The sequence below is a fragment of the Roseobacter insulae genome, assembly GCF_019375555.1.
Classification (GTDB): domain Bacteria; phylum Pseudomonadota; class Alphaproteobacteria; order Rhodobacterales; family Rhodobacteraceae; genus Roseobacter; species Roseobacter insulae.
Genome location: NZ_JAHXDN010000003.1, coordinates 279,413 through 302,398, shown reverse-complemented (window position 1 = coordinate 302,398; position 22,986 = coordinate 279,413). Strand labels below are relative to the sequence as shown.

Here is a 22,986-nt window from a genome sequence, read left to right as displayed (position 1 = left end):
AAGCCATGTTCTTTCACCTGTTCTTTCGACTGACGTCAATCCCGGTGATCCTGCTCTGGTTGGCGGCCACGCCGGTGCAGGCGCAAAGCCTGCTACGCGATGCGGATCTGGAATACGGACTGAGACAGATCGCAACGCCGGTGCTGAGCGCCGCGGGCCTGAGCCCCTCACGGGTCAAGGTGCTGGTGGTGAACGACAGTTCGCTGAATGCTTTCGTGGTCAGCAACGATGCGATATTCGTGCATTACGGGCTGATCAACCGCATGGAGTCGGCGGCCATGCTGCAGGCGGTTATCGCCCATGAGGCCGCCCATATCGTGAACGGCCACCTGACCCGGCGTCTGACCAATCTCTCCGCCGCCCGCACGGCGTCGGGCCTCGGTCTTGCCCTGGCGGCCGTGGCTGCAGCAACCGGAAATGGCCGGGCTGCCTCCGGTCTGGCACTGGGAACGCAAAGTTCCGCGCAGGCCCGCTTCTTCAAACACACACGGGCCGAAGAGGCCTCGGCGGATCAATCGGGTATCCGCTTTCTGAAATCCGCTGGTGTGGACCCTTCGGGGATGTCCGATGTTCTGGATCTTTTTCGCGGACAGGAGGTTTTGTCCGAGACCCGGCAGGACCCGTATTTGCGCAGCCATCCGTTGTCGCGTGATCGTCTGCGCGCGGTGGAGGGCTTCGTGGCCGCCTATGGCAACACCGGCAAGGAGGACCCTACCGCCGCCTATTGGTTCGAGCGCGTCAAGGGCAAGCTGAGCGCCTATACCCGCAACCCGAAATGGACCCTGCGCCGCCTGAAGGAGACGCCCTACAAGGATGTGCGCCTGCTGCGCGAGGCGGTCGCAGAACACCGGCAGTCCCGCACGAAACAGGCCTTGCGCGCAATAGATTCCGCGATCGCGATGCGTCCCTCGGACCCGTTTTACCACGACCAGCGCGGGCAGATTCTGATTGAGACGCGTAATTTCGACGCTTCCGCGGCCGCTTATGGCCGTGCGGTGCAGCTTTCCCCCAATGACGCCTTGTTGTTGTCCGGTTATGGCCGTGCGCTGCTGGCAGCCGGGAAAGTAACGCAAGCCAAAGGCGTGCTTGAAAAGGCACGTACAATCGACTTTCGCGATGGGTCGATGCTGCGCGATCTGTCGGTCGCCTATGCCAAGAGCGGGCAAACTGGCATGGCCGCCCTCGTCACCGCCGAACGATACGCGCTCGCCGGGCGGCTGAGTGATGCCGGTATCCACGCAAAACGCGCCGTGGGCCTGCTGCCGACCGGCTCCGGCCCTTGGCAACGGGCGCAGGATGTGTTGATTGCGTCTGAACGCGCCGCAAAACGGAGATGATCCCATGCTCAAAAACCTAATCCTGTCAGGCGTCATCGGTGCCTTTGCCTTTGCTGGCCCCACCCGGGCGCTTGACCTTGAAACCATGTCCGATGAAGAGCGCGCCATTTTCCGCGCGGAAGTCCGGGCCTATCTTCTCGACAATCCCGAAGTGATCATGGAGGCCGTGCGCAGGCTGGAGGAACGACAGGCCGCGGCGCAGGAACAGGCCGATTTCACGCTGGTGGCGGACAACGCCGAGGCGATCTTCAACGATGGCTTCTCTTTTGTCGGGGGCAACCCGGACGGTGATATCACGCTGGTTGAATTCATGGACTACCGCTGCGGTTTTTGTAAGCGCGCCTATGGCGAGGTCGAGAAGCTGCTGGAATCAGACGGAAATATTCGGTTCGTCGTCAAGGAATTCCCAATTCTGGGCGAGCAATCCACCTTGGCGTCACGCTATGTGATCGCCGCCAAACAAGTGGCGGGTGATGAAGCTTACAAGGCATTGCATGACGCGTTGATGGTTTTTAACGGCGACATCACCCTGCCCGCGTTGCGCCGGCTCGCAACCACCTATGGGCTGGATTCTCAGGCCATCGAAAACGTGATGGATGACGAGTCCGTCACGCAGGAGATCGCGGCCACCAGAGCACTTGCCCAGAAGCTGCAAATTACCGGGACACCAACCTTTGTCCTGCATGATGAAATGTTGCGCGGGTTTTTGCCCTATGACCAGATGCGCGCCATCCTCGAAGAGAAACGCGACCTTTGAGAGACACTTTAAGGTAGCCGTTTAAATTACTGATATCATTCGGCGGCGTCTGTCAGTTTGCTCTCGGCATCCAGTTGCATGGCGCGCTCTTCAACTTGCGCGACGATATGATCGATCATCTGGTCATTATCGAGTTTATGGCTTTGCTTGCCAGCGAGGTAGACCATGCCTGATCCTGCCCCTCCGCCGGTGAACCCGACATCGGTCATCAGGGCCTCGCCCGGGCCGTTGACCACGCAGCCGATAATGCTCAGGCTCATCGGCGTTTTGATATGTTCCAGCCGTTTTTCGAGCTTTTCAACGGTTTTGATCACGTCAAAGCCCTGACGCGCGCAACTGGGACAGCTGATGATGTTCACGCCCCTATGGCGCAGCCCCAAAGACTTCAGAATTTCATAGCCTACCTTGACCTCTTCCACGGGGTCTGCCGACAGGCTTACGCGGATCGTGTCGCCGATCCCCATCCACAGAAGATTTCCAAGGCCGATCGCCGATTTGATTGTACCGGACGTCAAGCCACCGGCTTCGGTAATACCCAGGTGAATGGGTGCATCTGTGGCGTCAGCCAGCTGCTGATAAGCCGCCGCGGCCATGAACACGTCGGATGCCTTGCAGCTGATCTTGAATTCGTGAAAATCGTTGTCCTGCAGGATCTTGATGTGATCCAGACCGGATTCCACCATCGCGTCGGGACAGGGCTCGCCATATTTGTCCAACAGGTGTCTTTCGAGGCTCCCGGCGTTCACGCCGATCCGCATGGAACAATTGTGATCCCGCGCGGCCTTGATGACCTCCTTGACGCGTTTTTCATCCCCGATATTGCCGGGATTGATCCGCAGGCAGGCTGCCCCGGCCTCTGCCGCTTCGATTCCGCGCTTGTAGTGAAAGTGGATATCCGCGACGACCGGCACCGAAACCTCCGGCACGATGTCCCGCAGGGCCTTGGACGATGCCTCATCCGGGATGGAAATGCGCACGATGTCGGCGCCTGCCTCTGCGGCCGCCTGCACCTGCGCAATTGTCGCTTTGACATCCGTTGTCAGCGTGTTGGTCATGGTCTGGACGGTGATCGGGGCGTCGCCGCCGACGGGGACGTCGCCAACCATGATCTGACGCGACGCGCGCCGGTAGATGTTACGCCAGGGGCGTACGTGGTTCAGCGACATCGGGCTGTCCTTTGCAAAGCGCTTCTGACGAGCAAAATAGACAGTCGCGCCGAAGCCCGCAATGCCCGCGTTGACAATCCTGTGTGGGTTATTCCGTCGCGGCGGCGAGCGGGGTCTGCAATTCCACCACGGTGGTGGCCAGCGCCTCGTCTGCGGCAAGATCTGCAACCGTGTAGCGCGTCTTCAGGCTGTCCACGTCCAGCGGCAGGTTTGAGGTCACGACACCAGTATTACCAACGGGGCCGTAGTATTCACCGCTGAGTGCGAAATAGATCGCGCCACTTTCGCCTGTGCGCAACACCGGTGGCTCTTCACTCTCCGGCGCATCCCAGGTTTCACCCGGTTCCATGATCGTCTCGTAAATCACGGTGCCATCGGCGGCGCTGACACGCACCCATGACGGGCGCACGGCAACCATGCGCAGGGCTGGCCCACGTTCCACCACTACCTGTGGCACGGGTTTTTCGGCTGCCATACCGGCAGCGACAATGGAATCCATCGCACCGGCAAACGAAACCGGTACCTCCTCCGGCGTATCGACGACACTTGCGAAGATACCGATCGTATTCGGATCTATTGTCGAAATTGGCGCATCGCGGGCAACCAGAACAGGCACATCCAGCGCCTGAGGCCGATACAGACGTTCAAGGGCGGCAGCCTGCGGCGCGTCGGTGACGCCGGCTTCGGAACTCGTGGTATCCGGGGCTGCCGACAGAACACCATCCAGCGGGTCAAGGTCGGACAGTACGATCGGGGTCTGCTCGACCGGAGCCACCTGTACGCGCTGAACCTCCTGCAAGACGGAGTATCCGCCGAAGCCAATCGCCGAAATCAGCGCGATCAGCACCAGTGACGACCCGATGGCGGAGGGTTCAATACCTGAGAAAAACCCATCCCCCGCGGGCACGAAAGGTGTGCCGGGGCGTTTGAACATATCTGCGTCCGACGGCAGACCCACCCGCTCCTCGCGGCTGGATTTCTTGATGACGGAGGCTTTTGAGGACATGCCGTGCGCAACAGCGAAACCACTTTCCTGACAGAAGTTTTCAAATGCCTCGTCAGGGTTCATCCCGAGGTAACGCGCATAGGATCGCACGTAACCGGCGATAAAGCCCGGTGTGTCGAAGGCATCGGGATCACAGTTTTCGATGGCGGCAATATAGGCGGCCTTGATACGCAGTTCCCGCTGCACATCGAGGAGTGATTTGCCCATCGTGGCTCGCTCACCGCGCATCACATCCCCCAGCCGCAATTCGAAATCATCGAACGCCTTGCGTTCGACTTTTTCCTCAACACTCTGTGAGTGTTTGCGACCGATCATAATGCCTCTGCCCCGTCTTCCCGTGCCTGCCTAACGACATCGTCAGACTTTGGAATCGTCCCCACGATTCGTAGCTGACCTCTTGTTTATGTTAGGTTAACACAAGGCAACACGAATTTCATCTAGGTGTATACTAACCTACATCTTCGGCACGATTTAGCGCACAATGTGACCATAATCCGTCCATTGCGTGAACCAGGGCATCCATCTCGTGCGGGCCATGCACCGGCGACGGCGTGAAACGCAGACGCTCCGTGCCGCGCGGCACTGTCGGGAAGTTGATAGGCTGAACGTAAATTCCGTATTCGTCCAGCAGCATGTCGCTGAGCATCTTGGTATGGACCGGATCGCCTACCATGACCGGCACGATATGGCTGCCGTAATCGATGATCGGCAGCCCCAATCCCTTCAACCGCAGCTTGAGAATCCTGGCCTGGGTCTGATGCTGGGCACGCAATTCCGGCGCGCGTTTCAGATAGGCAACCGAGGCTGCCGCCCCCGCTGCAATCGCTGGCGGCAGCGACGTCGTAAAGATGAAGCCCGGCGCATAAGACCTTATCGCATCACACATTTTATGCGACGCAGCAATATAGCCACCCATCACGCCGAAGGCTTTGGCGAGCGTGCCGTTGATGATGTCAATCCGATGCATCAGGCGTTCCTGCTCGGCCACACCCGCGCCGCGCGGACCATACATGCCCACCGCATGAACCTCATCGATATAGGTCAGAGCCCCGAACTCGTCGGCAAGATCGCAGATTTCCTTGATCGGGCCGAAATCACCATCCATCGAATAGATCGATTCAAAGGCAATAATCTTCGGCGCGGCAGCATCGTCAGCCGCCATCAACTCACGCAAATGTGCGACATCGTTATGCCGAAAAATACGTTTTGCGCCGCCATTCCGGCGCACCCCTTCGATCATCGAGGCATGATTCAAGGCATCCGAATAGATGATCAGCCCCGGAAAAAGCTTGGGCAGCGTCGAAAGCGTGGCGTCATTCGCGATGTAGGCGGAGGTGAACAGAAGTGCTGATTCTTTGCCGTGAAGATCGGCAAGCTCCGCTTCGAGGCGCTTGTGATACACGGTCGTGCCGGAGATATTGCGGGTCCCGCCCGACCCCGCGCCAGTGGCGTCAATCGCTTCATGCATGGCCTGCAGAACAACGGGATTTTGGCCCATACCCAGGTAATCGTTGCCGCACCAGACCGTTATGTCTTGCGTCGATCCATCCTCGCGTGTCCGGGTGGCATGCGGGAACTGGCCGTTGTGACGCTCAATATCGATGAAGGTTCTATAGCGGCCTTCCTCGTGCAGGCGCGCAATCGCCTGATCAAGCTGATCGTTGTATGTCACCCGGTGTCTCCTCATTCGTTCCCGGCACAGAGCACCTTTGGAATCTATCTAACATTTTGAATATATGCCCGATCGTTTATGTTCAATAACCTTTGCCTGCGCACCATGTCGCAGCCTTGACATGGATCAAACCCACTTTCCTTTTTGCCATCGCCGGGACCAGACAGGACATGGCTGCTTCTGCGGCTGGACACTGCAGCCGGCGCTGATACGGTCTGCACAAATCAAAGGAGCCTCTCATCATGTCGCTAGACGCCGTTTTGTCCCGCATTGATTCCGACCTGCCCGCGGCCATGGACCGCCTGATGGAATTGCTGCGCATCCCCTCCATTTCTACCGATCCCGCCTTTGCCGACGCCTGTGACCGTGCCGCCGACTGGCTGGTGGCTGATCTGTCCAGCCTGGGAGTGAAGGCTGAAAAACGCCCGACGCCCGGGCATCCGATGGTTGTCGGGCACCTCGACGGCGATGGCCCGCACCTGTTGTTTTACGGCCATTACGACGTCCAGCCGGTAGATCCGCTGGACCTGTGGCACCGCGACCCGTTTGATCCGCAGATCGAGGATACAAACAAGGGACAGGTCATCCGGGGGCGTGGCGCGTCCGACGACAAGGGGCAGCTGATGACCTTCATCGAGGCCTGCCGCGCGTGGAAAGCGGTGCACGGCAGCCTGCCCTGCAAGCTTACATTCTTTCTGGAAGGTGAAGAGGAAAGCGGCTCCCCGTCGCTGGTGCCCTTCATGAAGGAAAATGCCGACGAACTGAGATCCGACCTTGCGCTGATCTGCGACACCGGGCTGTTCGAAAGCAAGACGCCGGCGATCGTGACCATGTTGCGCGGCCTGCTGGGCGAGGAGATCACGATCACCGGTCCTGACATGGATTTGCACTCCGGCATGTACGGCGGTGTGGCGATTAATCCTATCCGGGTGTTGTCGCGCGTCATCGCGTCGTTGCATGACGACGCAGGGCGGATCACCATCCCCGGGTTCTATGAGGGGGTGCCGGAGCTGTCCGACGAACTGGAAGCGCAATGGCAGGGGCTGGCCTTTGACCACGCCACATTTCTGGGCGACGTGGGCCTGTCACGCCCTGCCGGTGAGCAGGACCGCACGCCGCTGGAGATGATCTGGTCGCGCCCCACCTGCGAGGTCAACGGGATCTGGGGCGGCTACACCGGGGACGGCTTCAAAACCGTCCTGCCCGCCAAGGCGCAGGCAAAGATCAGCTTTCGGCTGGTGGGCGATCAGGATCCTCTGGCGATCCGTGAAAATTTCCGCCAGCTCGTGCGGGACATGCTGCCCGAAGACTGCGAGGTCAGCTTCGCGGGGCACGGGGCCAGCAAGGCATCCATGACGCAAACCGATGCACCCAGCTTTGACGCGGCGCGCAAGGCGCTCAGCGACGAATGGCAGGTACCGGCGGCATATGTCGGATGCGGCGGGTCCATCCCGATTGCCGGTTTCTTCCAGAACATCCTGGAAACCACGCCGATGCTGGTGGGCTTTGGCAAGGACGATGACGCCATTCATTCGCCAAATGAAAAATACGATGTCGAAAGCTTTCACAAGGGCATTCGCAGCTGGGCGCGGATTTTGGCGGCGCTGACCTGAGGCAACGGCGGGAGGAGCGACCGGATGCAGGGGTTCGAGACCGAGATGGTGCGCGTTAACGGACAGCACATCTGTTTCGCGCGGGCAGGTACGGGTCCTGCGGTCCTTCTGTTGCACGGGTTTCCGCAGACCCGCGCGATGTGGCATGATGTTGGTCTGCGGCTGAGCACGGATTTCACCGTGATCGCGCCGGACCTGCGGGGGTATGGCGCCAGTGCCAAACCTCAGGGGACCAGAAATTATACCTTTCGCCATATGGCGCAGGATCAGCTGGCCCTGATGGAGCACCTTGGCTTTTCGACCTTCCACTTGGTCGGGCATGATCGTGGTGGCCGCGTAGCCCACCGGCTGGTGCTGGATGCGCAACAGCCCGTGCAAAGCCTCACGCTGATGGATATCGTACCCACGCATCTGCTGCTTGACCAGCTGTCGCGTCAGGTCGCAACGGCCTATTATCATTGGTTTTTCCTTGCCCAACCCGCCCCTTTTCCCGAAAACATGATCACCCACGACCCCGACACCTATTTTGAAAGCTGCCTGCTGGGCTGGGGGGCGGCAAAACTATCCGACTTCGCGCCCGACGCTTTGGCGGCGTACCGCGAAGCGTGGCGTCAGCCCGACACCATTCGCGGGATGTGTGCGGACTACCGCGCCGCCCTGCATCATGATTTCGACCTCGACGCCGCTGATCTGGCGCGCAAGGTGACCTGCCCAGCCCTGGTGCTTTACGGAGCGGATGGCGCGATGGCGCAGGCCTTCGATGTTCCCGAAACCTGGCGCAACCGGCTCGCCGACATGCGGGCAGCGGCTATTCCCGGTGGGCACTTCTTCGTTGATCAGTCGCCCGGGCCAACGTACGACGCGCTTGTGAATTTTCTGAAACAGGTCCCCGGCGGAACGCTCGCGCCGTCAGATTACCCCTGAGAACCGCTCTGGCAGCACATATTGGGTGCTGTAGTCGGGTCGCTTGAAGTGATAGTAGCCCTGAACACCCCGCTCGTCGCGCGGAGCCCAAGTGCGATGCATCCGCCGACGCAGCGGTTTCATGTTAAAGCCGTCGATCATTTCGAGCTCTGCAAAGGCTTCAAAAATTGCCCGGTCCTCACCACGCGTCTCCGCGAACCAGTGGCGTCCGATTGCCGCCTTCTTCGGATCCGCCTTCACTTGCGCGGTCATTGCATTGCGTTGGTTCATCACCTGCGTGAAGGTCCCAAAATCGCAATACTTCAGATGTAACAGATACAGCGGCTCCGGCGCATGCAGTTCGCCGTATTGCGCATAGTGACCGCCACGCGACAGGCGCGCCGGTGCCGAGACAATGCAGGGTTTGGAATAGTGCGGCGCAGGGCGCACGTGTCGCCGCGGCCCCAGTATCCTATCCGTGATCGGCTCCATCTCAAGATCAATGCGGTGGATCACCTCCAGCCCAAGCGGCGTCAGCACGCGCCCGGTCGGTGTCTTGTCCAGGAATTCGGGAAGATTGAGCCCCGTCTCCGGGTCAACGATCACCAGTTCATCGACATCGCCCACGACGACGTGGTCATAATAGCGCCTGAGCCCGTCCAGCAACCCGTTCAGAAGCCCCCAGCGCTTCATATCGAAGTTTTTGTGCGGATCGCCCGGTATGCCGATCACGTTGCAGCCAGCGGCCAGTTCCGCGACCTCGGGGCCGTGACCGTGGTTGACGATGGTGCAGTTTTCACGGCCCAGCATTTCGCCATAGTGACGCAGCCACGCACGCAAAAAGAACAGATCGTCGCGGACCATCGTAACAGCGGCGACTTTTTTCACAGTTCCAACAGCACGCGGTGCCTCCTCAACCCTTACAACCCTTCTACCCGACTGTTTTGTCGAACAAAACACATATTCATCCCGGGCTGCGGAGCGCCGGGCGAAGACCATGGAACGGGGGGGATGATGGCGCGGTTGACGGGGCTCGAACCCGCGACCCCCGGCGTGACAGGCCGGTACTCTAACCATCTGAGCTACAACCGCGCGATGTCGGGCGGGATAGGCCAAGTGCTTTCTGGCGTCAATAGCGCGGCGGCGGGAACGGTCTTCAGACGTGGATGTTCTGCCGTGTGAGATGAAAGTCTCACACATAACAGGATTTGTGTTAACCTTTTGCGAGGCGCCACATAAGGCGTCTGTTCTGGGAGGGACAAAAACGATGTTTGTACGCGTGACACATTACAAGATGAAACCGGAGTCGGTGCCGGTGATGACAGAAAAGCTCAATGAACTGAAACCGCAGATCATGGCCCTGCCGGGGATTCATCAGTTTATCAACACGCTGAACGAAGACGGCAGCGGATGCGTGGTGTCTGTTGTCGAAAGCCGGGAAATTTCGGATGCGAATGCAAGCGCGGTGGCTGCTCTGTGGGCGAATTTTCAGGATCACCTGACAGCGCCACCCAACGCAGGAGGCTATGACGTTATCGTCAACTGGTCCGCCTGAGGCGCCGCAAAAACGCAAAAAGGGACCCGCAGGTCCCTTTTCATGCAGCGGTGGCGCGGTTGACGGGGCTCGAACCCGCGACCCCCGGCGTGACAGGCCGGTACTCTAACCATCTGAGCTACAACCGCCCACTGCACGTGCACCCCATGGTGCGCGTTGGGACGTCTTATGGCGCAGCCGAAGGCACGTCAAGCACGTTGCGCGCCCGTCGCGAATTTTTTTGGCATCCTGCCACCCCTTCATTGTCTCCGCAGGTCAGCGGTCGTTGCGTCAACTCGCAGGTTCGCGCAAATCGCTGAGGATATGGCGCGCCATCTCCGCCCCCCACCGTTGATAGAGAGCGGGCCCGGGATGAAACCCGTCAGAGGCCATCACGTCAGGATCAAGCCCCCAATCGGGCTGAACAACCCGGGCCGTTGTGCGTTCGGTCTGTGCCCTGGACAGCGCGGATGAGAGCACGGCTGCGTGCCTCCCGAGGAAGCCGGCCAGAGGGTCGGGCAGCGCCGGAAACGCTTGTAGCGGCGGCACTGCCGTCACGTAGATCTGGCTGACACCGAAGTGGGATCGCAAAAGTTCGTGCAGTGCCCTTGTCTGCGCCACCCATCGGTCTGCCGGGGTCAGGCGGGTCACGTCGTTGACCCCCAGGGCCGTCACCGCGATGTCGAAGCTGCCACCGGGTTCCGCCGCCAGCCGTTCCGTCAGTTTGCGTGTCGTCAGACCGGTTTGCGCGATCAGCCGCCATGACACACAGAACTCTGCCGCCAGAGGCGCGACAAGCTGGCCTGACAGCGCATCCTCCTGCTGGTCCGCGCCTACCCCTGCAGCCGAGGAATCGCCGACGATCAAAAGCCGCAATGGACGACCCTGCCCGGCCTCGCCTGTGCGGTGCCCTTCGGGTTCCGGTAATCTCGGCGTTCTGGCGATCACGTAGAGGGCCTGCGCGACAAGAACCGGCGCGCTCAGAAGGCGCTTCACGATGCTCCGGCGCCCGCCCTGTTTGGTCGTGCGATCACCGGTCCGGCAGGGGGATGAATTCGGCATCATCCCCGGGTGGTAACTGAAAGCGCCCGTGCGACCAGTCACCGGCGCGCCAGGCCTCCTTGGCCGCGTCAATCCGATCCTTGGACGAGGCCACGAAGTTCCACCAGATGTGCCGTGGTCCGTTCAGCGTCGCACCACCCAGCAGCATCAGCCGTGCGCCCTCATCCCCCGCGGTGACGGATATCCGGTCACCCGGACGAAAAACGAGCATCTGGCCTGCATCGAAATCATCCCCCGCCACCGTCACCGAACCGGATACGACATAAACGCCGCGGTCCTCGTGATCATCCGGCAGCGGAAGCCGCGTGTGCGGCTCAAGCAACGCGTCTGCGTAAAATGTCTCCGAAAAGGTTTTCACCGGCGCTGTCTCACCATAGGCGGTGCCGAGGATCAGCCGTACCCGTTTGCCCTCGCCCTCCAGCATCGGCAGCGTGTCTTTTGCCGCATGTTCGAACGCGGCGGGGTCGTCTTCGGCCGCTTCCGGCAAAGCCACCCAGGTCTGGAGGCCAAACAGATCATGCGGTTTCTTGCGAATGTCACCGTCCGTCCGTTCGGAATGGGTGATGCCATGTCCGGCCACCATCCAGTTCACGGCCCCCGGTTCGATCCACTGGTCGGTTCCCAGGCTGTCGCGGTGATGGATCTTGCCCTTGTAGAGATATGTGACCGTTGCAAGACCGATATGCGGATGTGGCCGTACGTCGATCCCCTTGCCGGTCAGGAATTCGGCCGGACCCATCTGGTCAAAGAAGATGAAGGGGCCGACCATCTGCCGCTTGGGCGCGGGCAGCGCGCGCCGCACCTCAAAGCCCCCCAGGTCACGGGCACGGGGCACAATCACGGTTTCGATCGCATCGACGGCGTCGCCAATCGGGCAATCAGGATCAAGTGCAGGGTTCCAGCTCATCACATTGCCTCCTTGCTTTCCTTTTCACAGGATAGCGCAGCGGGCGCGCAACTCAATCCGGCGCACGTCAGATTTTGCGCTGTCCCCGCCCGGGGCGTATCGGCACGGCACTATCGTCGATCCGGCGCGCGGCCTGGTCCAGCCGGGCGGCCATGTGGATGATTTCCGACACGTCGCCAGCCGATTGCTCCAGCGCCATTTCATAGGCGGCATATTCGAGAAACTGCGCGGCCAGCTGCATGGCCTTGCGCACCCGTTCACCGTTTGGCAACACATCCAAAGCAGCCAAAGCCGATGAAAGGTCCACAACCTCGATGGAATTTTCGTCCGTCGGAGCGGTCATATCGGGTCCGCCTTCAACCACGTTTGTCCTGTTGCGACCAGATCGTCCGGGCCTTCAGGACTTAAACAGTTTTACAATCTCATTCTGGCCGGTTTGCCAGAATGATCACATGTGTCGCGTCACAATTGACCTATTGTTTACTTATTCGACTTTGAATTGAAGTCGAGCTTTCAAAACAATTTAGGCAAATTAACTTTTTTCGATAAAGATACAATTGTCAACTCAAGGTAGTTTCATCGCGCGGAATAAACACGCATAGCGGTAAAAATGCCCCGAACCTGCTTATTGCACGCGCCGCAGTGCCCCCACCGGCGGCTCCCGGAAGATTTCGAAAACCTCGGCTGATGATCTGTCAAGCTTTGCCGCGCAATTGATGAGATCGGCCACGTAGGTGGCGGTATGTGTACCGGCCAGTTCAAAGGCCGAGAACTCGACCAGCCGCGCGGCGATGCGCAGGGCCTGCCGCGTACGTTCGGAATGCGGCAGAGCTTTAAGCTGTTCAATAAGCGGATCAGCACCAGCATCCGCGGAGCTGGCATCGATCTCCTGCGAATCCATGACGTGTTCCTTACCGTTCCGCATCGCGGATCTCCTATATTTGACCTGCGGGGCGTCACTCCGCTGCGCTGCAACAATTGGCACAGGTCGCATGTGTTGGCGAGAGTGTGAAATGCTGTTTTGTATCAATCCGGTACGTCGGCAGGTTTATGCCGGAATCGGAGATGCGGCTGGCCATCTGCATTCAGGGAATTTTGGCGAATGGTGGGTCGTGAGAGGCTCGAACTCCCGACATCTTCGGTGTAAACGAAGCGCTCTACCAACTGAGCTAACGACCCGATGACGCGCGGTTTAGCCAAAGTCGCGAAAGGCTTCAAGCCCCTATCGACAAGCGGTTCATTTCTCCATCCTCCAGATGGTAAACAACGCCCTGCCCGCCCGGCAGCATGCCGATTTCCGAGATGTCCTTGCCCAGAATAATCAGGCGCAGCATCCGCGAGGTGATCCCGTGGGTCACCAATACCGACGGGCGCCGAAGATCGGCCAGAAACTCGGCGCAGCGCGCGTGCAGGGCGGCAAAGCCTTCGCCGCCCGGCGCCCGTTCATAAAGATCCAGGGCGCTTTCTTCACTTTCATCCATCGGCTGATCCGCACCCAGCGCGTTGCGGCGCAGACCTTCCCACTCGCCAACCGCGATTTCTGACAACCGCCGGTCCGTGTGAATGGCGCGCGCAAGCCCTTCCAGAGCGATGGACGCTGTATGAAATGCCCGTCCCTGCGGGCTGCAGATGACCTGAAAATCACGGAGGTCGCGGGCGCTCAGGATCTCGCGCTGCTGCTGCGCCTGCGCGCGCCCCAGCCGGGTCAACGGCGAATCAAGCCGCCCCTGGATGCGGTGCTGCGCATTCCATTCAGTCTGACCATGCCGCAGGACATAAACGGGTGGTGTCATCTTTCGAACGCTCCTCGGTGTCGTGCGAAACCGATGTCACCGACTCTGCGCCGACGCAATGGTGAATGTGAGCCATCGGGCCCTCCACTTGCGCCGGCAAGCGGCTCGATCCAGCGCATTCGGCGCAAGGCGCATGTAGATTGGCGCCTTTCGCAAGTACACAAACGGCTCCGGGCCACTATTTTTACGGGAATACGTCACAAGGCGCACAGGGAGCTTAGCATGACAATCGAATTGAAACTGAATGGGAAGACGCATCAGGTAGATGCCGATCCCGGAACCCCATTGCTGTGGGTCATCCGCGACGACCTGAAGCTGACGGGCACGAAGTTTGGCTGCGGCGTTGCCGCTTGCGGGGCCTGCACCGTGCATGTCGACGGCGAACCGGTCAGATCCTGCCAAACCTATGTTGAAGACCTAGAAGGGTCAGAAATCACCACCATCGAAGGCCTCGACTCCAAAGCGGGACAGGCCGTCCAGACCGCATGGGCTGAACTGGACGTGGTGCAGTGTGGCTATTGCCAGTCCGGGCAGATCATGTCGGCCGTCGGCCTGTTGAGCGAAAATGCGTCTCCGACCGTGCCGGAGATCGACGACTACATGAACGGCAATGCCTGCCGTTGCGCCACCTACCAACGCATCCGCGCCGCGATCCTGCGCGCCTCAGAACTGATGGAGGCCTGAGCCATGACCATGACCACAACCCGACGCACATTCCTCGCCTCCGCCGCCGCGGCAACCGGCCTCCTGGCGATTGGCGTCTCGCCCAAGGGCGCTCTGGCCAAGGCCACCGGCGGCGCCTTGAACCCCTTCGTCACCGTTGCCTCCGACGGGACTGTCACCGCGATCATAAAACACTTTGAAATGGGTCAGGGCACCGCAACCGGCCTTTCGAGCCTGATCGCGGAAGAGATGAACATGCCGCTCGACGCCATCGCCTTCGAATTCGCGCCGTCAGACCCCAACGTCTACAACAATCTGGCCTTCGGTCCCTTCCAGGGTACGGGCGGCTCCACCGCCATTGCGAACTCCTACCTGCAATATCGCTCCGCCGGCGCGGCCGCCCGCGAAATGCTGATCACCGCGGCTGCGAACCGCTGGTCCGTGGATGCCGCGACACTGTCCCTGAAAGACGGTGTGATCTCCGGCGCGGGACAGCAGGGCCCGATCGGCGATTTCGTGGCGGATGCAGCGGCGCTGGATGTGCCCGCCGAGCCCGCGCTGAAAGACCCGGGCGACTTCCGGATCATCGGGGATGAAACCGTCCACCGCAAGGATCAGGCCGGCAAGATAAACGGCACCGCGATCTTTGCAATGGACCTGCAACTGGACAATCAAATGGTCGTGGTCATCAAGCGATCACCGCGCATGGGGGGCGTTGTTACCTCTTTCGACGCCTCCGGGGCAGAAGACATCCGGGGGTTCATTCAGGCGCTGGCCTTGCCGAATGGCGCCGGTGTCGCGATCTACGCCGACAAGACATGGGCGGCGTTTCAGGCGCGCGATGCAGTCGACGTCACGTGGGATTTCTCTGCAGCGGAGAGCCGGGGCTCGGAAGAGATCAAGCAAGAGCTCTTCGCCGCCCTCGACAGCCCCTCCGAATACGATGCCTCATCAGACACCGACCTGTCGGACACACTCGCCGCCATCGAAGGCGCCGCACAGGTGGTGGAGGAAACCTTCTATTTTCCATTGCTCGCACACGCCCCGATGGAGCCTCTGGGGGCCACGATCGAACCGATGGCGGACGGCAGCGTGGTGATCCACGATGGCGCTCAATTCCCGACGAGCGACCATAACACCCTGGCGAGCATACTTGAGCTGCCGATGGAGAAAGTGAAGGTGAACACGATCCTAGCCGGTGGATCATTCGGGCGCCGCGCGACGCCCACGGCAGATTACCAGGTCGAAATCGCCCTCGCCTTCGCGATGACCGACCGGACCCGTCCGGTCAAGCTGGTCTGGTCGCGCGAAGATGACATTACCGGCGGTTACTATCGCCCGGCATTCGCCCACAAGGTGCGCGTCGGACTGGATGAGAATGGCACAATTGTCGGCTGGGATCACCGCATTGCCGGCCAGTCCATTTTCAAGGGAACTTTCTTTGAAAGTGTCATCGTGCGGGACGGGATTGATCACGCATCGGTCGAAGGGGCGGCGGATACCCCCTACGCGATCCCGGGCATGCACTTCGGCCTGACGGACAACAAGCCTGCGACCACCCTGCTCTGGTGGCGCTCGGTGGGGCACAGCCATACCGCCTACGTCATGGAAAGCATGATGGATATCGCGGCCAGGGCCGCGGGGCAGGATGCGGTTGCGTTCCGGCTGGCGTATCTGTCCGGTGACACGCCGGACCAGCAACGCAAGGCTGCTGTGCTGAAACTGGCCGCTGAAAAGGCTGGCTGGGGCAAGGCGGCAGCCGGTCGTAGCCAGGGCGTGGCGGTTCACAAATCCTTTGGCTCCTACGTGGCGGAAGTGGCCGAGATATCCCGCAATGCAGAGGGCGCGGTGAAAATCGAAAGAGTCACCGCCGCGGTTGATTGCGGTCTGGCCATCAACCCCGATGTCATCAAGGCACAGATCGAGGGCGGTATCGGCTACGGCATCGGTCACGTAATGCGCAACGAGATCACGCTGACAGATGGTGAGACGGATCAGTACAATTTTCCGGACTACGAGCCGCTGCGCATCCACGACATCGCGGCAATCGAGACGCATATCATCGCGTCTGCAGAGGCGCCGACCGGCATTGGTGAGCCCGGCACGCCGCCTGCAGGGCCCGCCCTGGCCAATGCCATCGCCGTGGACGGCCCCCGTGTCACGTCCCTGCCAATGATCAACGAAGGTGTCGAATTCGTTTAAGAAGGTGCTTTAAAGCCTTCTTATGAAACAAAAAACCCGCTGCAAGATGTCCCTGCAGCGGGTTTTTTGGCTGTTCACCGGAAAATCTGGTGGGTGATAAGAGATTTGAACTCTGCCCCCTCCCCTTTACCAGACTGATAACAAGGGATAATATGCCAACGCTTACGTCTCTTGTGTACTAGCGCAGTGTACTTGAAGTCAACTACAATTCCTCAGGGAACCAGACGTCAACAATCGTTTGACGACCTCAATATTTCACCATACGGGTCAGATGACCTCGGACAGCCACTGTATTCTATTGATGCGCAATGCAGCATCCTTACTGATGGACGGAAGGTAGACTTTAGCTGCGCCCCGGCACCAACAGCAGCCATGCGCAGGAAGCGGACATAGCAAAATTGCAAAGTCCGGTCTTCGTCAGGCACACGCATCTTGAGCGCCCCACTCCAAACACTGAAGAACTCTCTGGTTCCTTCAATGAAAGGGTGGCATATCGTAAGGTAGATTTTGGGAGTTACTTTATTGTAGACGCATATCTTTAGGCTCGGAGAAACAACCAATGACCGCATCAAGAAAAGAAGTAACCTGGGACCCGCTAGAAGCGGCAGGAAACATCGATGCGAACGTCCTCGCCGCGGCAAAGAAGCGTGAAATCAAAAACATTCTGAAGTCGTATGTCAGCAACTACGATCCATTTTCGGAGCTCATTCAAAATGCGATGGATGCCGTTGAAAGGCGTTTCGGCTCCGAAGAAAAGGACGGAGCAAAACTGAAAATCTATATTGATCTTGCCGAGAATTCTGTAGAGGTGATCGATAATGGCTGTGGCTTTGAAGAAGCTGAGTTCAAAGCATTTCTTGCTCCCAGCATTTCCTTCAAATCTGGTGGTGAGACACGCGGCAACAAGGGTGTTGGCGTGACCTATATCGCGTATGGCTTTAACGAATTAACCATTAGAACCAAAAATGACTTCTTTGAATATGAGGGGGTTATGCGTCGGGGTCGCGAATGGATCGAGAATCAGGCTGGGACGGTATCACGCCCGATGATTGAACCAGCAAAGGTCGGTAGCTCGAAGTTTGAAGAGCTGGACCAGGGCACTAGCTTCAAAATTTCATTTTCGGGAAACCATGTTCGTCCAAGCAGTTTGGGTTGGTACCAGGCAAAGACTGCAGAGCAATGGCTGTACCTGTTGCTCGTCAAGACTCCTCTTGGTGCCATCAATCTTCCCGACTGTTCAGCAACCAGGATTCAATTCGACCTCGAGGTGGTGGACAAGGAAGGTAAGACTACCCGGGTCAATAGCTTTGCGCCAAAGTACAAATATCCTCATCTAGAAATCAAAGCAAGTCAACAGCTTAGGAAGATAGTCGAGATTCAACAAAAGGCGCTTAGTAGAGGCAAGGATCCATCAAAAGCCATCGACAAATTCCGTAAGTCTAACGGTATTTGGGAATCCTACTCGTGCGATGAAGCTCTGGAGCTAGCGAAGCTTTCTCCGAACGAAATTCAGCTTGCAAAGGATCACCAGCTAACCGCCGACGGCTACTTCGTTTACTCAACCGAGGTCTGGGATCAGGTAAATGACAAAAAAGCAAAGCTTCGAAAAGGACTTCGTGTCATACGAGGTGGTTTGCAGATAGCAAGTAATGGCATGCCTCAGGGTGAACTCATCACCATTCCATTGACAAAAAGCATTGGCCACCAGAATCAAAGTCACATCATCGTACACCTGGAAGGCGCCGAGCCCGACTTGGGCCGAAAAGGCTTTCAGCCAGAGCTTAAAGACTTAGCGGAAAAAATAGCTGTGGGGATCGTAAGGCAGCTCAGTGCGAGGAGAGAAGACATCCTCAAGTCTGATAGCGGCGCACAAGCAGATATCGAAAAAGAGATTAAGGTTCACGAATGGCTCAAAAACCAAGAAAGGCATGAGTCTGAGCATCCACTAATCCTAAAGAATGACAAATTCTTCTTACCTACCAAGAAAATCTCTGTGATGTGTGTTCCTCAAAGCGAACAAGACGTTATTGTGCTTTTTAACCAGCTTATTGCTGGCGGTGTTATTCGTGGATTGAAGCTTTTGGCCACATCGCAGTCTTCGCAATATGATGGCGTATTCAGGTTCTCAGCCGAAGACCCGCTGGTTGATTACACCTACGACAAGAATGATAATCCGCTTGGCGTTTTTGAGGAGCAGCTCACCAAGCGGTATATCACCCAACCAAAGGTTTTGGAGTACAAGTACTGCCTGGACGGATTGATTAGAGAATTTGAAGGTGGAGACAAACATGAAAATGACGTTGACCTAGCAATTTTTTGGGAGATGGGAAAGGAGTTTGACAAGGAGTACTCTGTCGTTTCCTACCTTGATGAGGAACAAACGCATCACCGCACTCACCACGGCTTAACACACCGCTTGAACTCCGCAAATTCTCATATCGAAGTAATATGCCTCAAAGAACTCTTCCAACTTCTGAACGATCCAAGTGAGGCTCAATCCTATCAGCAGTCAGAGTACGGTGACGACATCTAGTGTCTTACCCGAGAGTTCAGATAAGCGGCTCAACGCCTTTGTAGCCCATGCTTCGCTTTCGCCAATGTCCGTTCCTGTCCTGGCATTCGCATATGTTCATGGTGCAGCAAAGGTCAGCTCCCTGCCCATCCTTCGAGAAGAATGGGTCTCAAGATGTCGTTTGATCGTGTCCGCTTTGGGCTGGCGTCTGTCATCCGAGCAAGCTGTTGCCAAGATTTGCATCGAGCTCACTTTGACTAGTGCTGCACTCAGTACAAAGGCACATTGATCTAACCAAGCTCTGGGCCATTGAGTATGATTAAGAAGAAGAAGAACATAACAGCAATTCCAACCGCCATTTGATACAGCAAGAACAGCGCTATACGGACGTACTTTTTGTATTTTGTTCGTACGGTAGATAGTTTTTTTGTGAACTTGTCGACCTGCGTCCAACTGTAATAGATAGTTACCCTTTGAAAAAGGTAGAAACCAGCAAGGAAGAAGCCAGGCGATAACAAATGTAAAAACGGTGTGAACGCCGGATCGACGGCCTCTGTAGGAGACTGGCTTAGAATGATCCCTTGAACCCCGACGTACATAAGGGATCCAGAGACACCTAGACCAGCGCACATATCAATGAACCATTTGGGGTCCTTTGGACGTCTGATCCGCATAACTCAGTCTCGCCGTTGTTAACCTCATTCTAGGCCGGATTTGTACCAAACCCAAGGCTCGGCCCACGCTAATGTTAAAGAAAGTTGAGCAATAAAAGAATGACAGGTTTGTCTGCTCCACTTGCCTTAGGACCGCTTGAACCAAGGTCCGCTTCGGGCTGGCTGTGGTCATCTGACCAAAACCTTCAGATGTCGGCTGCGAGCCCAAGTTGTACATAGAAAAGTCTTCGTGTTGACGGTACGAAGTCAGTTTAGCAGCGCCTGATTTGAGGAGAGACTTGTCGTGTTCTTGGCGAACGAAATCGGTAAGATGTACTCTGAAATTGAAAGCTACAACGGCGACTTTGGAGACCCAATTGTCGATACGTTTTCGTTTGATCCGTGGACCTACCTTGAACGCAATGACTTGTCTGAATTTGAGCGCAGAGGAGTGATGGTCGCGCTACTTGTTATACTCATGACGGCAATTGACAATTCGACTTATGAGGACGCTTTAATGTCAGACTGGGGTATTCGCGCGTTGGCGCTTATGGGGAGCGAAACGGTCAAAGTGTACCCACTCTTTACGGACGCCCTCAAAGCCTTCGATCAATCGGAAGACGAATTTCTTTCTGCGTTGAGAACGATTTATTCAGAGTGGGTGCAGCCAGTAACAAAGGGATAATGCAGGTCGGAACTTACGGCGTAGCAACGTACCGTTTTTCAACGTCCGCTTAGTCCGCTGACCCGTCATAGGACGCCAAAATCCAAGGTCTGCTTAGGGCTGACAACGGTCTTTGGACGCGATCCGCATGGGCTGCAGCAGTGGGCCGTACTCGCTTTTTGGCACGAGCTTGCCAATACTCCAGAACCCGGTTGTCCGCAGAAACGCCTAGATACCGGATACGGCGCAGCTATTGGTTCCATGGTTACGTATCCTCGTTCACAGAGCATAGCTTGGACAAATGGGAACAGTCACGCGCACAACAAACTTGCAAACTCATATCCCCCACTTTCCTAGAGCAGCCTCAGCCGCTACCGGGTCCGCTTTGATCCTTAGAACTGTCTGTCTACTGACGCCAGCAGCTTTTGCTATGGCTGTAGTTCCCGCCCCTTCTGCTGCCATTGTTTGCACCAGTTCGAGAGCGTCGCGGCTATAGCTCGGCTTCTTCCCTCGGTACTTCACCGGGTTGCTCTTGTTGGCCTCTATCCCGGCTCTCTGGGCCTCTTTGGACGCCTCAGCTTGTGCCTGTGCCGTCGCAGCCATGAAGGCGATGAGAGCGTCTCTCACGGCCTCCTGCATGGGGTCAGTCGTTGCGCCATCGAATGTCATTCCATTGATCACAGTGCGGACTATGACGCCCTGTCGCATGAACGTCCTGATCGTGTCCGTGACGTCTTGGTAGTTCCGCCCTAGGCGATCCACCCAGCGTACCACCAACACGTCCCCGCGCCGCAGTCGGTCAAATAGCCGCTTGCCTTGCGGACGCTCACTCAGCTTCGTCGACACACCAGACACACCCTCATCGGCGATCACCTCGTCAATCTTGAAGCCTGCCGCTTCGGCTTGGGTCAATTGGTGGCTGGCGTCTTGTTCTTGAGTGCTGACGCGAGCGTATAGGATGGTCTGTGTCATGCTGTCTCCATATGTTCATAAGGGTACTGTCCGTAGACATGGGTGACCGTAAATAATAGTCAACCCTTACGGACAGAAAAACACGCGCTCATCCATGTGTACGCAAGCCCATACCCTACTGGACACTCCAGTGATCGAGGCGACCGGGGTTGCACTGAGGTACGTCCGTAGGTACTTGTAAAGGCAGCGGTATCTATGCGTTGTCGCTTAGATGTTCGTCCGTTGCGCTGATTAAACAGACAAGGAGACGACCATGAAAGAACTCATCGACATCCGCATCCCTTTCTTAGGAAGAATCTACCTCCAGTGGGACACTGTCACCTGCTCCCAATACTCGTGGGAGATCGTCCCCAGCGAAACAGTGAGAGAGTTGTACCTGTGCGCAGGTCCCTTCAGGCTCTACCTGACACCTGTTCCTTGTCGGGTTCGCTGAGCAGGCCACACCACCAGCCCGACCGGCATGGGGGAAGTTCGGGATCGCCGACGTATATGGTAGGGCGCTCAGAAATTTGCCCCTCAAAACGGCTCCTCCTCCATGCCCATATCCTCCTCCAAGACGTATCCGTACTCTGCTGCGTGCTCTTCAAACAGGTGGCGCATTCCTTGGCTCCCCAATCTTGCAACCACCACCAAACAAGCTGCCTGAGGCCGACGATGCGCCATGTCACCGAGTGGTTTACCTATGATGTCGTCCAAGGCGTCAGCTTCAGCTATGATCCATTCGTCCCAATCCTCAGCTGAAAAACTCCGGTCATCCTGCGATTTGAGTTCGCGCTGGGCTTGATGCCAGCTTGTTGGCAGTTCGCCCGCGTCGGGTGCATTCAGCAACTGCCTGCGCGTGCGTCGCATTGTGGCGATGGTTCCATCTGACATACCGGACGCTTTCACGGTTTGTTGCCGCGAATACGTCTCGCCCAAACAAACGAGCTTCCACGCCACGTCGGCACGCTCGCCGTTGGTCAGTGGCAATCGTATCTTGGTGTTCTCAGCCAGTGCAAGAAGGCGGGCTTCATCAAGCGTGCAGCGGTGGACAACAGCCGGGACGTTCTTCGCCCACTTCTGCTGCCGGTATGCCTCAAGCCTATGGTGACCATCGACAAGCACCAGTTCACCCGTTTCCGCGTCCTCCCAAAGTGTGAGCTCGTCGAGCTTTCCGGTGTTCTTCAAGACCTTGATCAGCTCCCCTACGTGGTGCTCGTATGTGTCGCTGTGCCGGAACTGGAACGCATCTGGTCGGGTTTCGATTGATTGCAGGCTGACGCTACGCCTTGTGGGGCGTTTAAGGCTCTGATCTTTCATGAATTCTCTCACATGTTCTGTTGTGGCTTGTGGGGTCAGTTGGCTGGTAAAACCTGTGCAATATGCACACCCCTGTAGCTGCACACCCCAGCTGTTCCCTACAGCTACTCTGTGCTGCTTGACTGGGGCTATCTCTACAGTTTCACCGAAGCGTCTTACACCGTCCTCCAAGGACCCAGACAAGCTGAAGCCAAGCCTGAGCGATCAGTGTGGCTAGCTCGCGCTATGACGCCCTAGTGACAGGCTCAGGAGGAGCTCACGGTTCGGTGGG

The 22,986-nt window shown here is 57.7% G+C and carries 20 protein-coding genes and 3 tRNA genes; 9 read left to right on the top strand and 14 right to left on the bottom strand.

The features are described 5' to 3' along the window. Positions 1-5 precede the first annotated feature (5 nt). Both KX928_RS12970 and KX928_RS12965 read left to right on the top strand, forming a co-directional pair. Positions 6-1,337 (top strand): M48 family metalloprotease, encoded by a 1,332-nt coding sequence (locus KX928_RS12970; RefSeq protein WP_219503053.1) that lies wholly within the window; start codon positions 6-8, stop codon positions 1,335-1,337. Between the two features lie 4 nt (positions 1,338-1,341). Continuing rightward, complete coding sequence (locus KX928_RS12965) at positions 1,342-2,094, top strand: DsbA family protein (RefSeq protein WP_219503050.1); 753 nt, start codon at positions 1,342-1,344, stop codon at positions 2,092-2,094. 35 nt (positions 2,095-2,129) lie between these two features. Here the strand turns inward: KX928_RS12965 and ispG are convergent, their stop codons facing one another. From ispG to hemA, 3 genes are all read right to left on the bottom strand, one after another. Next, entirely contained in the window at positions 2,130-3,260 is a 1,131-nt protein-coding gene (gene ispG, locus KX928_RS12960; protein WP_219503048.1) for a flavodoxin-dependent (E)-4-hydroxy-3-methylbut-2-enyl-diphosphate synthase, read from the bottom strand. Between the two features lie 88 nt (positions 3,261-3,348). Next, positions 3,349-4,581, bottom strand: coding sequence for a helix-turn-helix domain-containing protein (locus tag KX928_RS12955; protein WP_219503046.1), 1,233 nt, complete (start codon positions 4,579-4,581; stop codon positions 3,349-3,351). A gap of 133 nt (positions 4,582-4,714) precedes the next feature. Further along, entirely contained in the window at positions 4,715-5,938 is a 1,224-nt protein-coding gene (gene hemA / locus KX928_RS12950; protein WP_308342312.1) for a 5-aminolevulinate synthase, read from the bottom strand. A 242-nt stretch (positions 5,939-6,180) separates the two neighbouring features. Here hemA and KX928_RS12945 point away from each other — a divergent pair, with 242 nt between their 5' ends. Then, positions 6,181-7,551 carry a M20/M25/M40 family metallo-hydrolase gene (locus tag KX928_RS12945; protein ID WP_219503042.1) on the top strand — a complete coding sequence of 457 codons (1,371 nt, stop codon included), beginning with the start codon at positions 6,181-6,183 and terminating at the stop codon, positions 7,549-7,551. Between the two features lie 24 nt (positions 7,552-7,575). Then, positions 7,576-8,475 carry an alpha/beta fold hydrolase gene (locus KX928_RS12940; RefSeq protein ID WP_219503028.1) on the top strand — a complete coding sequence of 300 codons (900 nt, stop codon included), beginning with the start codon at positions 7,576-7,578 and terminating at the stop codon, positions 8,473-8,475. Here KX928_RS12940 and KX928_RS12935 read toward each other — a convergent pair. Both KX928_RS12935 and KX928_RS12930 read right to left on the bottom strand, forming a co-directional pair. Then, a complete protein-coding gene (locus tag KX928_RS12935) occupies positions 8,461-9,342 on the bottom strand; it encodes a glycosyltransferase family protein (RefSeq protein WP_219503025.1) in 882 nt (293 codons plus the stop codon). The genes KX928_RS12940 and KX928_RS12935 overlap by 15 nt on opposite strands. 127 nt (positions 9,343-9,469) lie before the next feature. After that, positions 9,470-9,546: transfer RNA gene (locus KX928_RS12930), tRNA-Asp, on the bottom strand. 175 nt (positions 9,547-9,721) lie between these two features. On the opposite strand from KX928_RS12930, the gene KX928_RS12925 reads away from it, so the two are divergent. After that, positions 9,722-10,009: a hypothetical protein gene (locus KX928_RS12925; protein WP_219503023.1), complete on the top strand. Its 288-nt coding sequence runs from the start codon at positions 9,722-9,724 to the stop codon at positions 10,007-10,009. A gap of 51 nt (positions 10,010-10,060) precedes the next feature. Here KX928_RS12925 and KX928_RS12920 read toward each other — a convergent pair. The 7 genes from KX928_RS12920 to KX928_RS12890 form a co-directional block, all read right to left on the bottom strand. Continuing rightward, a tRNA-Asp gene (locus tag KX928_RS12920) sits at positions 10,061-10,137 on the bottom strand. Between the two features lie 142 nt (positions 10,138-10,279). Further along, positions 10,280-10,984 carry an SGNH/GDSL hydrolase family protein gene (locus KX928_RS12915; RefSeq protein ID WP_219503021.1) on the bottom strand — a complete coding sequence of 235 codons (705 nt, stop codon included), beginning with the start codon at positions 10,982-10,984 and terminating at the stop codon, positions 10,280-10,282. Positions 10,985-11,018: 34 nt separating this feature from the next. Further along, positions 11,019-11,957 (bottom strand): pirin family protein, encoded by a 939-nt coding sequence (locus KX928_RS12910; RefSeq protein ID WP_219503019.1) that lies wholly within the window; start codon positions 11,955-11,957, stop codon positions 11,019-11,021. 67 nt (positions 11,958-12,024) lie between these two features. Then, positions 12,025-12,300 (bottom strand): hypothetical protein, encoded by a 276-nt coding sequence (locus tag KX928_RS12905; protein ID WP_219503017.1) that lies wholly within the window; start codon positions 12,298-12,300, stop codon positions 12,025-12,027. A 282-nt stretch (positions 12,301-12,582) separates the two neighbouring features. Next, positions 12,583-12,858: a hypothetical protein gene (locus KX928_RS12900; RefSeq protein WP_219503015.1), complete on the bottom strand. Its 276-nt coding sequence runs from the start codon at positions 12,856-12,858 to the stop codon at positions 12,583-12,585. Positions 12,859-13,060: 202 nt separating this feature from the next. Next, positions 13,061-13,136 (bottom strand) — tRNA-Val (locus KX928_RS12895). Positions 13,137-13,171: 35 nt separating this feature from the next. Next, on the bottom strand, positions 13,172-13,750 hold the full coding sequence (locus KX928_RS12890; RefSeq protein ID WP_219503013.1) for a histidine phosphatase family protein: 579 nt from the start codon (positions 13,748-13,750) through the stop codon (positions 13,172-13,174). Positions 13,751-13,972: 222 nt separating this feature from the next. On the opposite strand from KX928_RS12890, the gene KX928_RS12885 reads away from it, so the two are divergent. The 4 genes from KX928_RS12885 (at position 13,973) to KX928_RS12870 (ending at position 20,465) form a co-directional block, all read left to right on the top strand. Then, positions 13,973-14,434: a (2Fe-2S)-binding protein gene (locus KX928_RS12885; protein ID WP_219503011.1), complete on the top strand. Its 462-nt coding sequence runs from the start codon at positions 13,973-13,975 to the stop codon at positions 14,432-14,434. A gap of 3 nt (positions 14,435-14,437) precedes the next feature. Beyond that, positions 14,438-16,615, top strand: coding sequence for a xanthine dehydrogenase family protein molybdopterin-binding subunit (locus KX928_RS12880; protein WP_219503009.1), 2,178 nt, complete (start codon positions 14,438-14,440; stop codon positions 16,613-16,615). 559 nt (positions 16,616-17,174) lie between these two features. After that, positions 17,175-19,148, top strand: coding sequence for an ATP-binding protein (locus KX928_RS12875; RefSeq protein ID WP_219503007.1), 1,974 nt, complete (start codon positions 17,175-17,177; stop codon positions 19,146-19,148). Positions 19,149-20,084: 936 nt separating this feature from the next. Then, a complete protein-coding gene (locus KX928_RS12870; protein ID WP_219503004.1) occupies positions 20,085-20,465 on the top strand; it encodes a hypothetical protein in 381 nt (126 codons plus the stop codon). A 315-nt stretch (positions 20,466-20,780) separates the two neighbouring features. On the opposite strand, the gene KX928_RS12865 is transcribed toward KX928_RS12870, so the two are convergent. After that, on the bottom strand, positions 20,781-21,416 hold the full coding sequence (locus tag KX928_RS12865) for a recombinase family protein (protein WP_219503000.1): 636 nt from the start codon (positions 21,414-21,416) through the stop codon (positions 20,781-20,783). A 516-nt stretch (positions 21,417-21,932) separates the two neighbouring features. Further along, a complete protein-coding gene (locus KX928_RS12860) occupies positions 21,933-22,715 on the bottom strand; it encodes a ParB N-terminal domain-containing protein (protein ID WP_219502997.1) in 783 nt (260 codons plus the stop codon). Positions 22,716-22,986 lie beyond the last annotated feature (271 nt).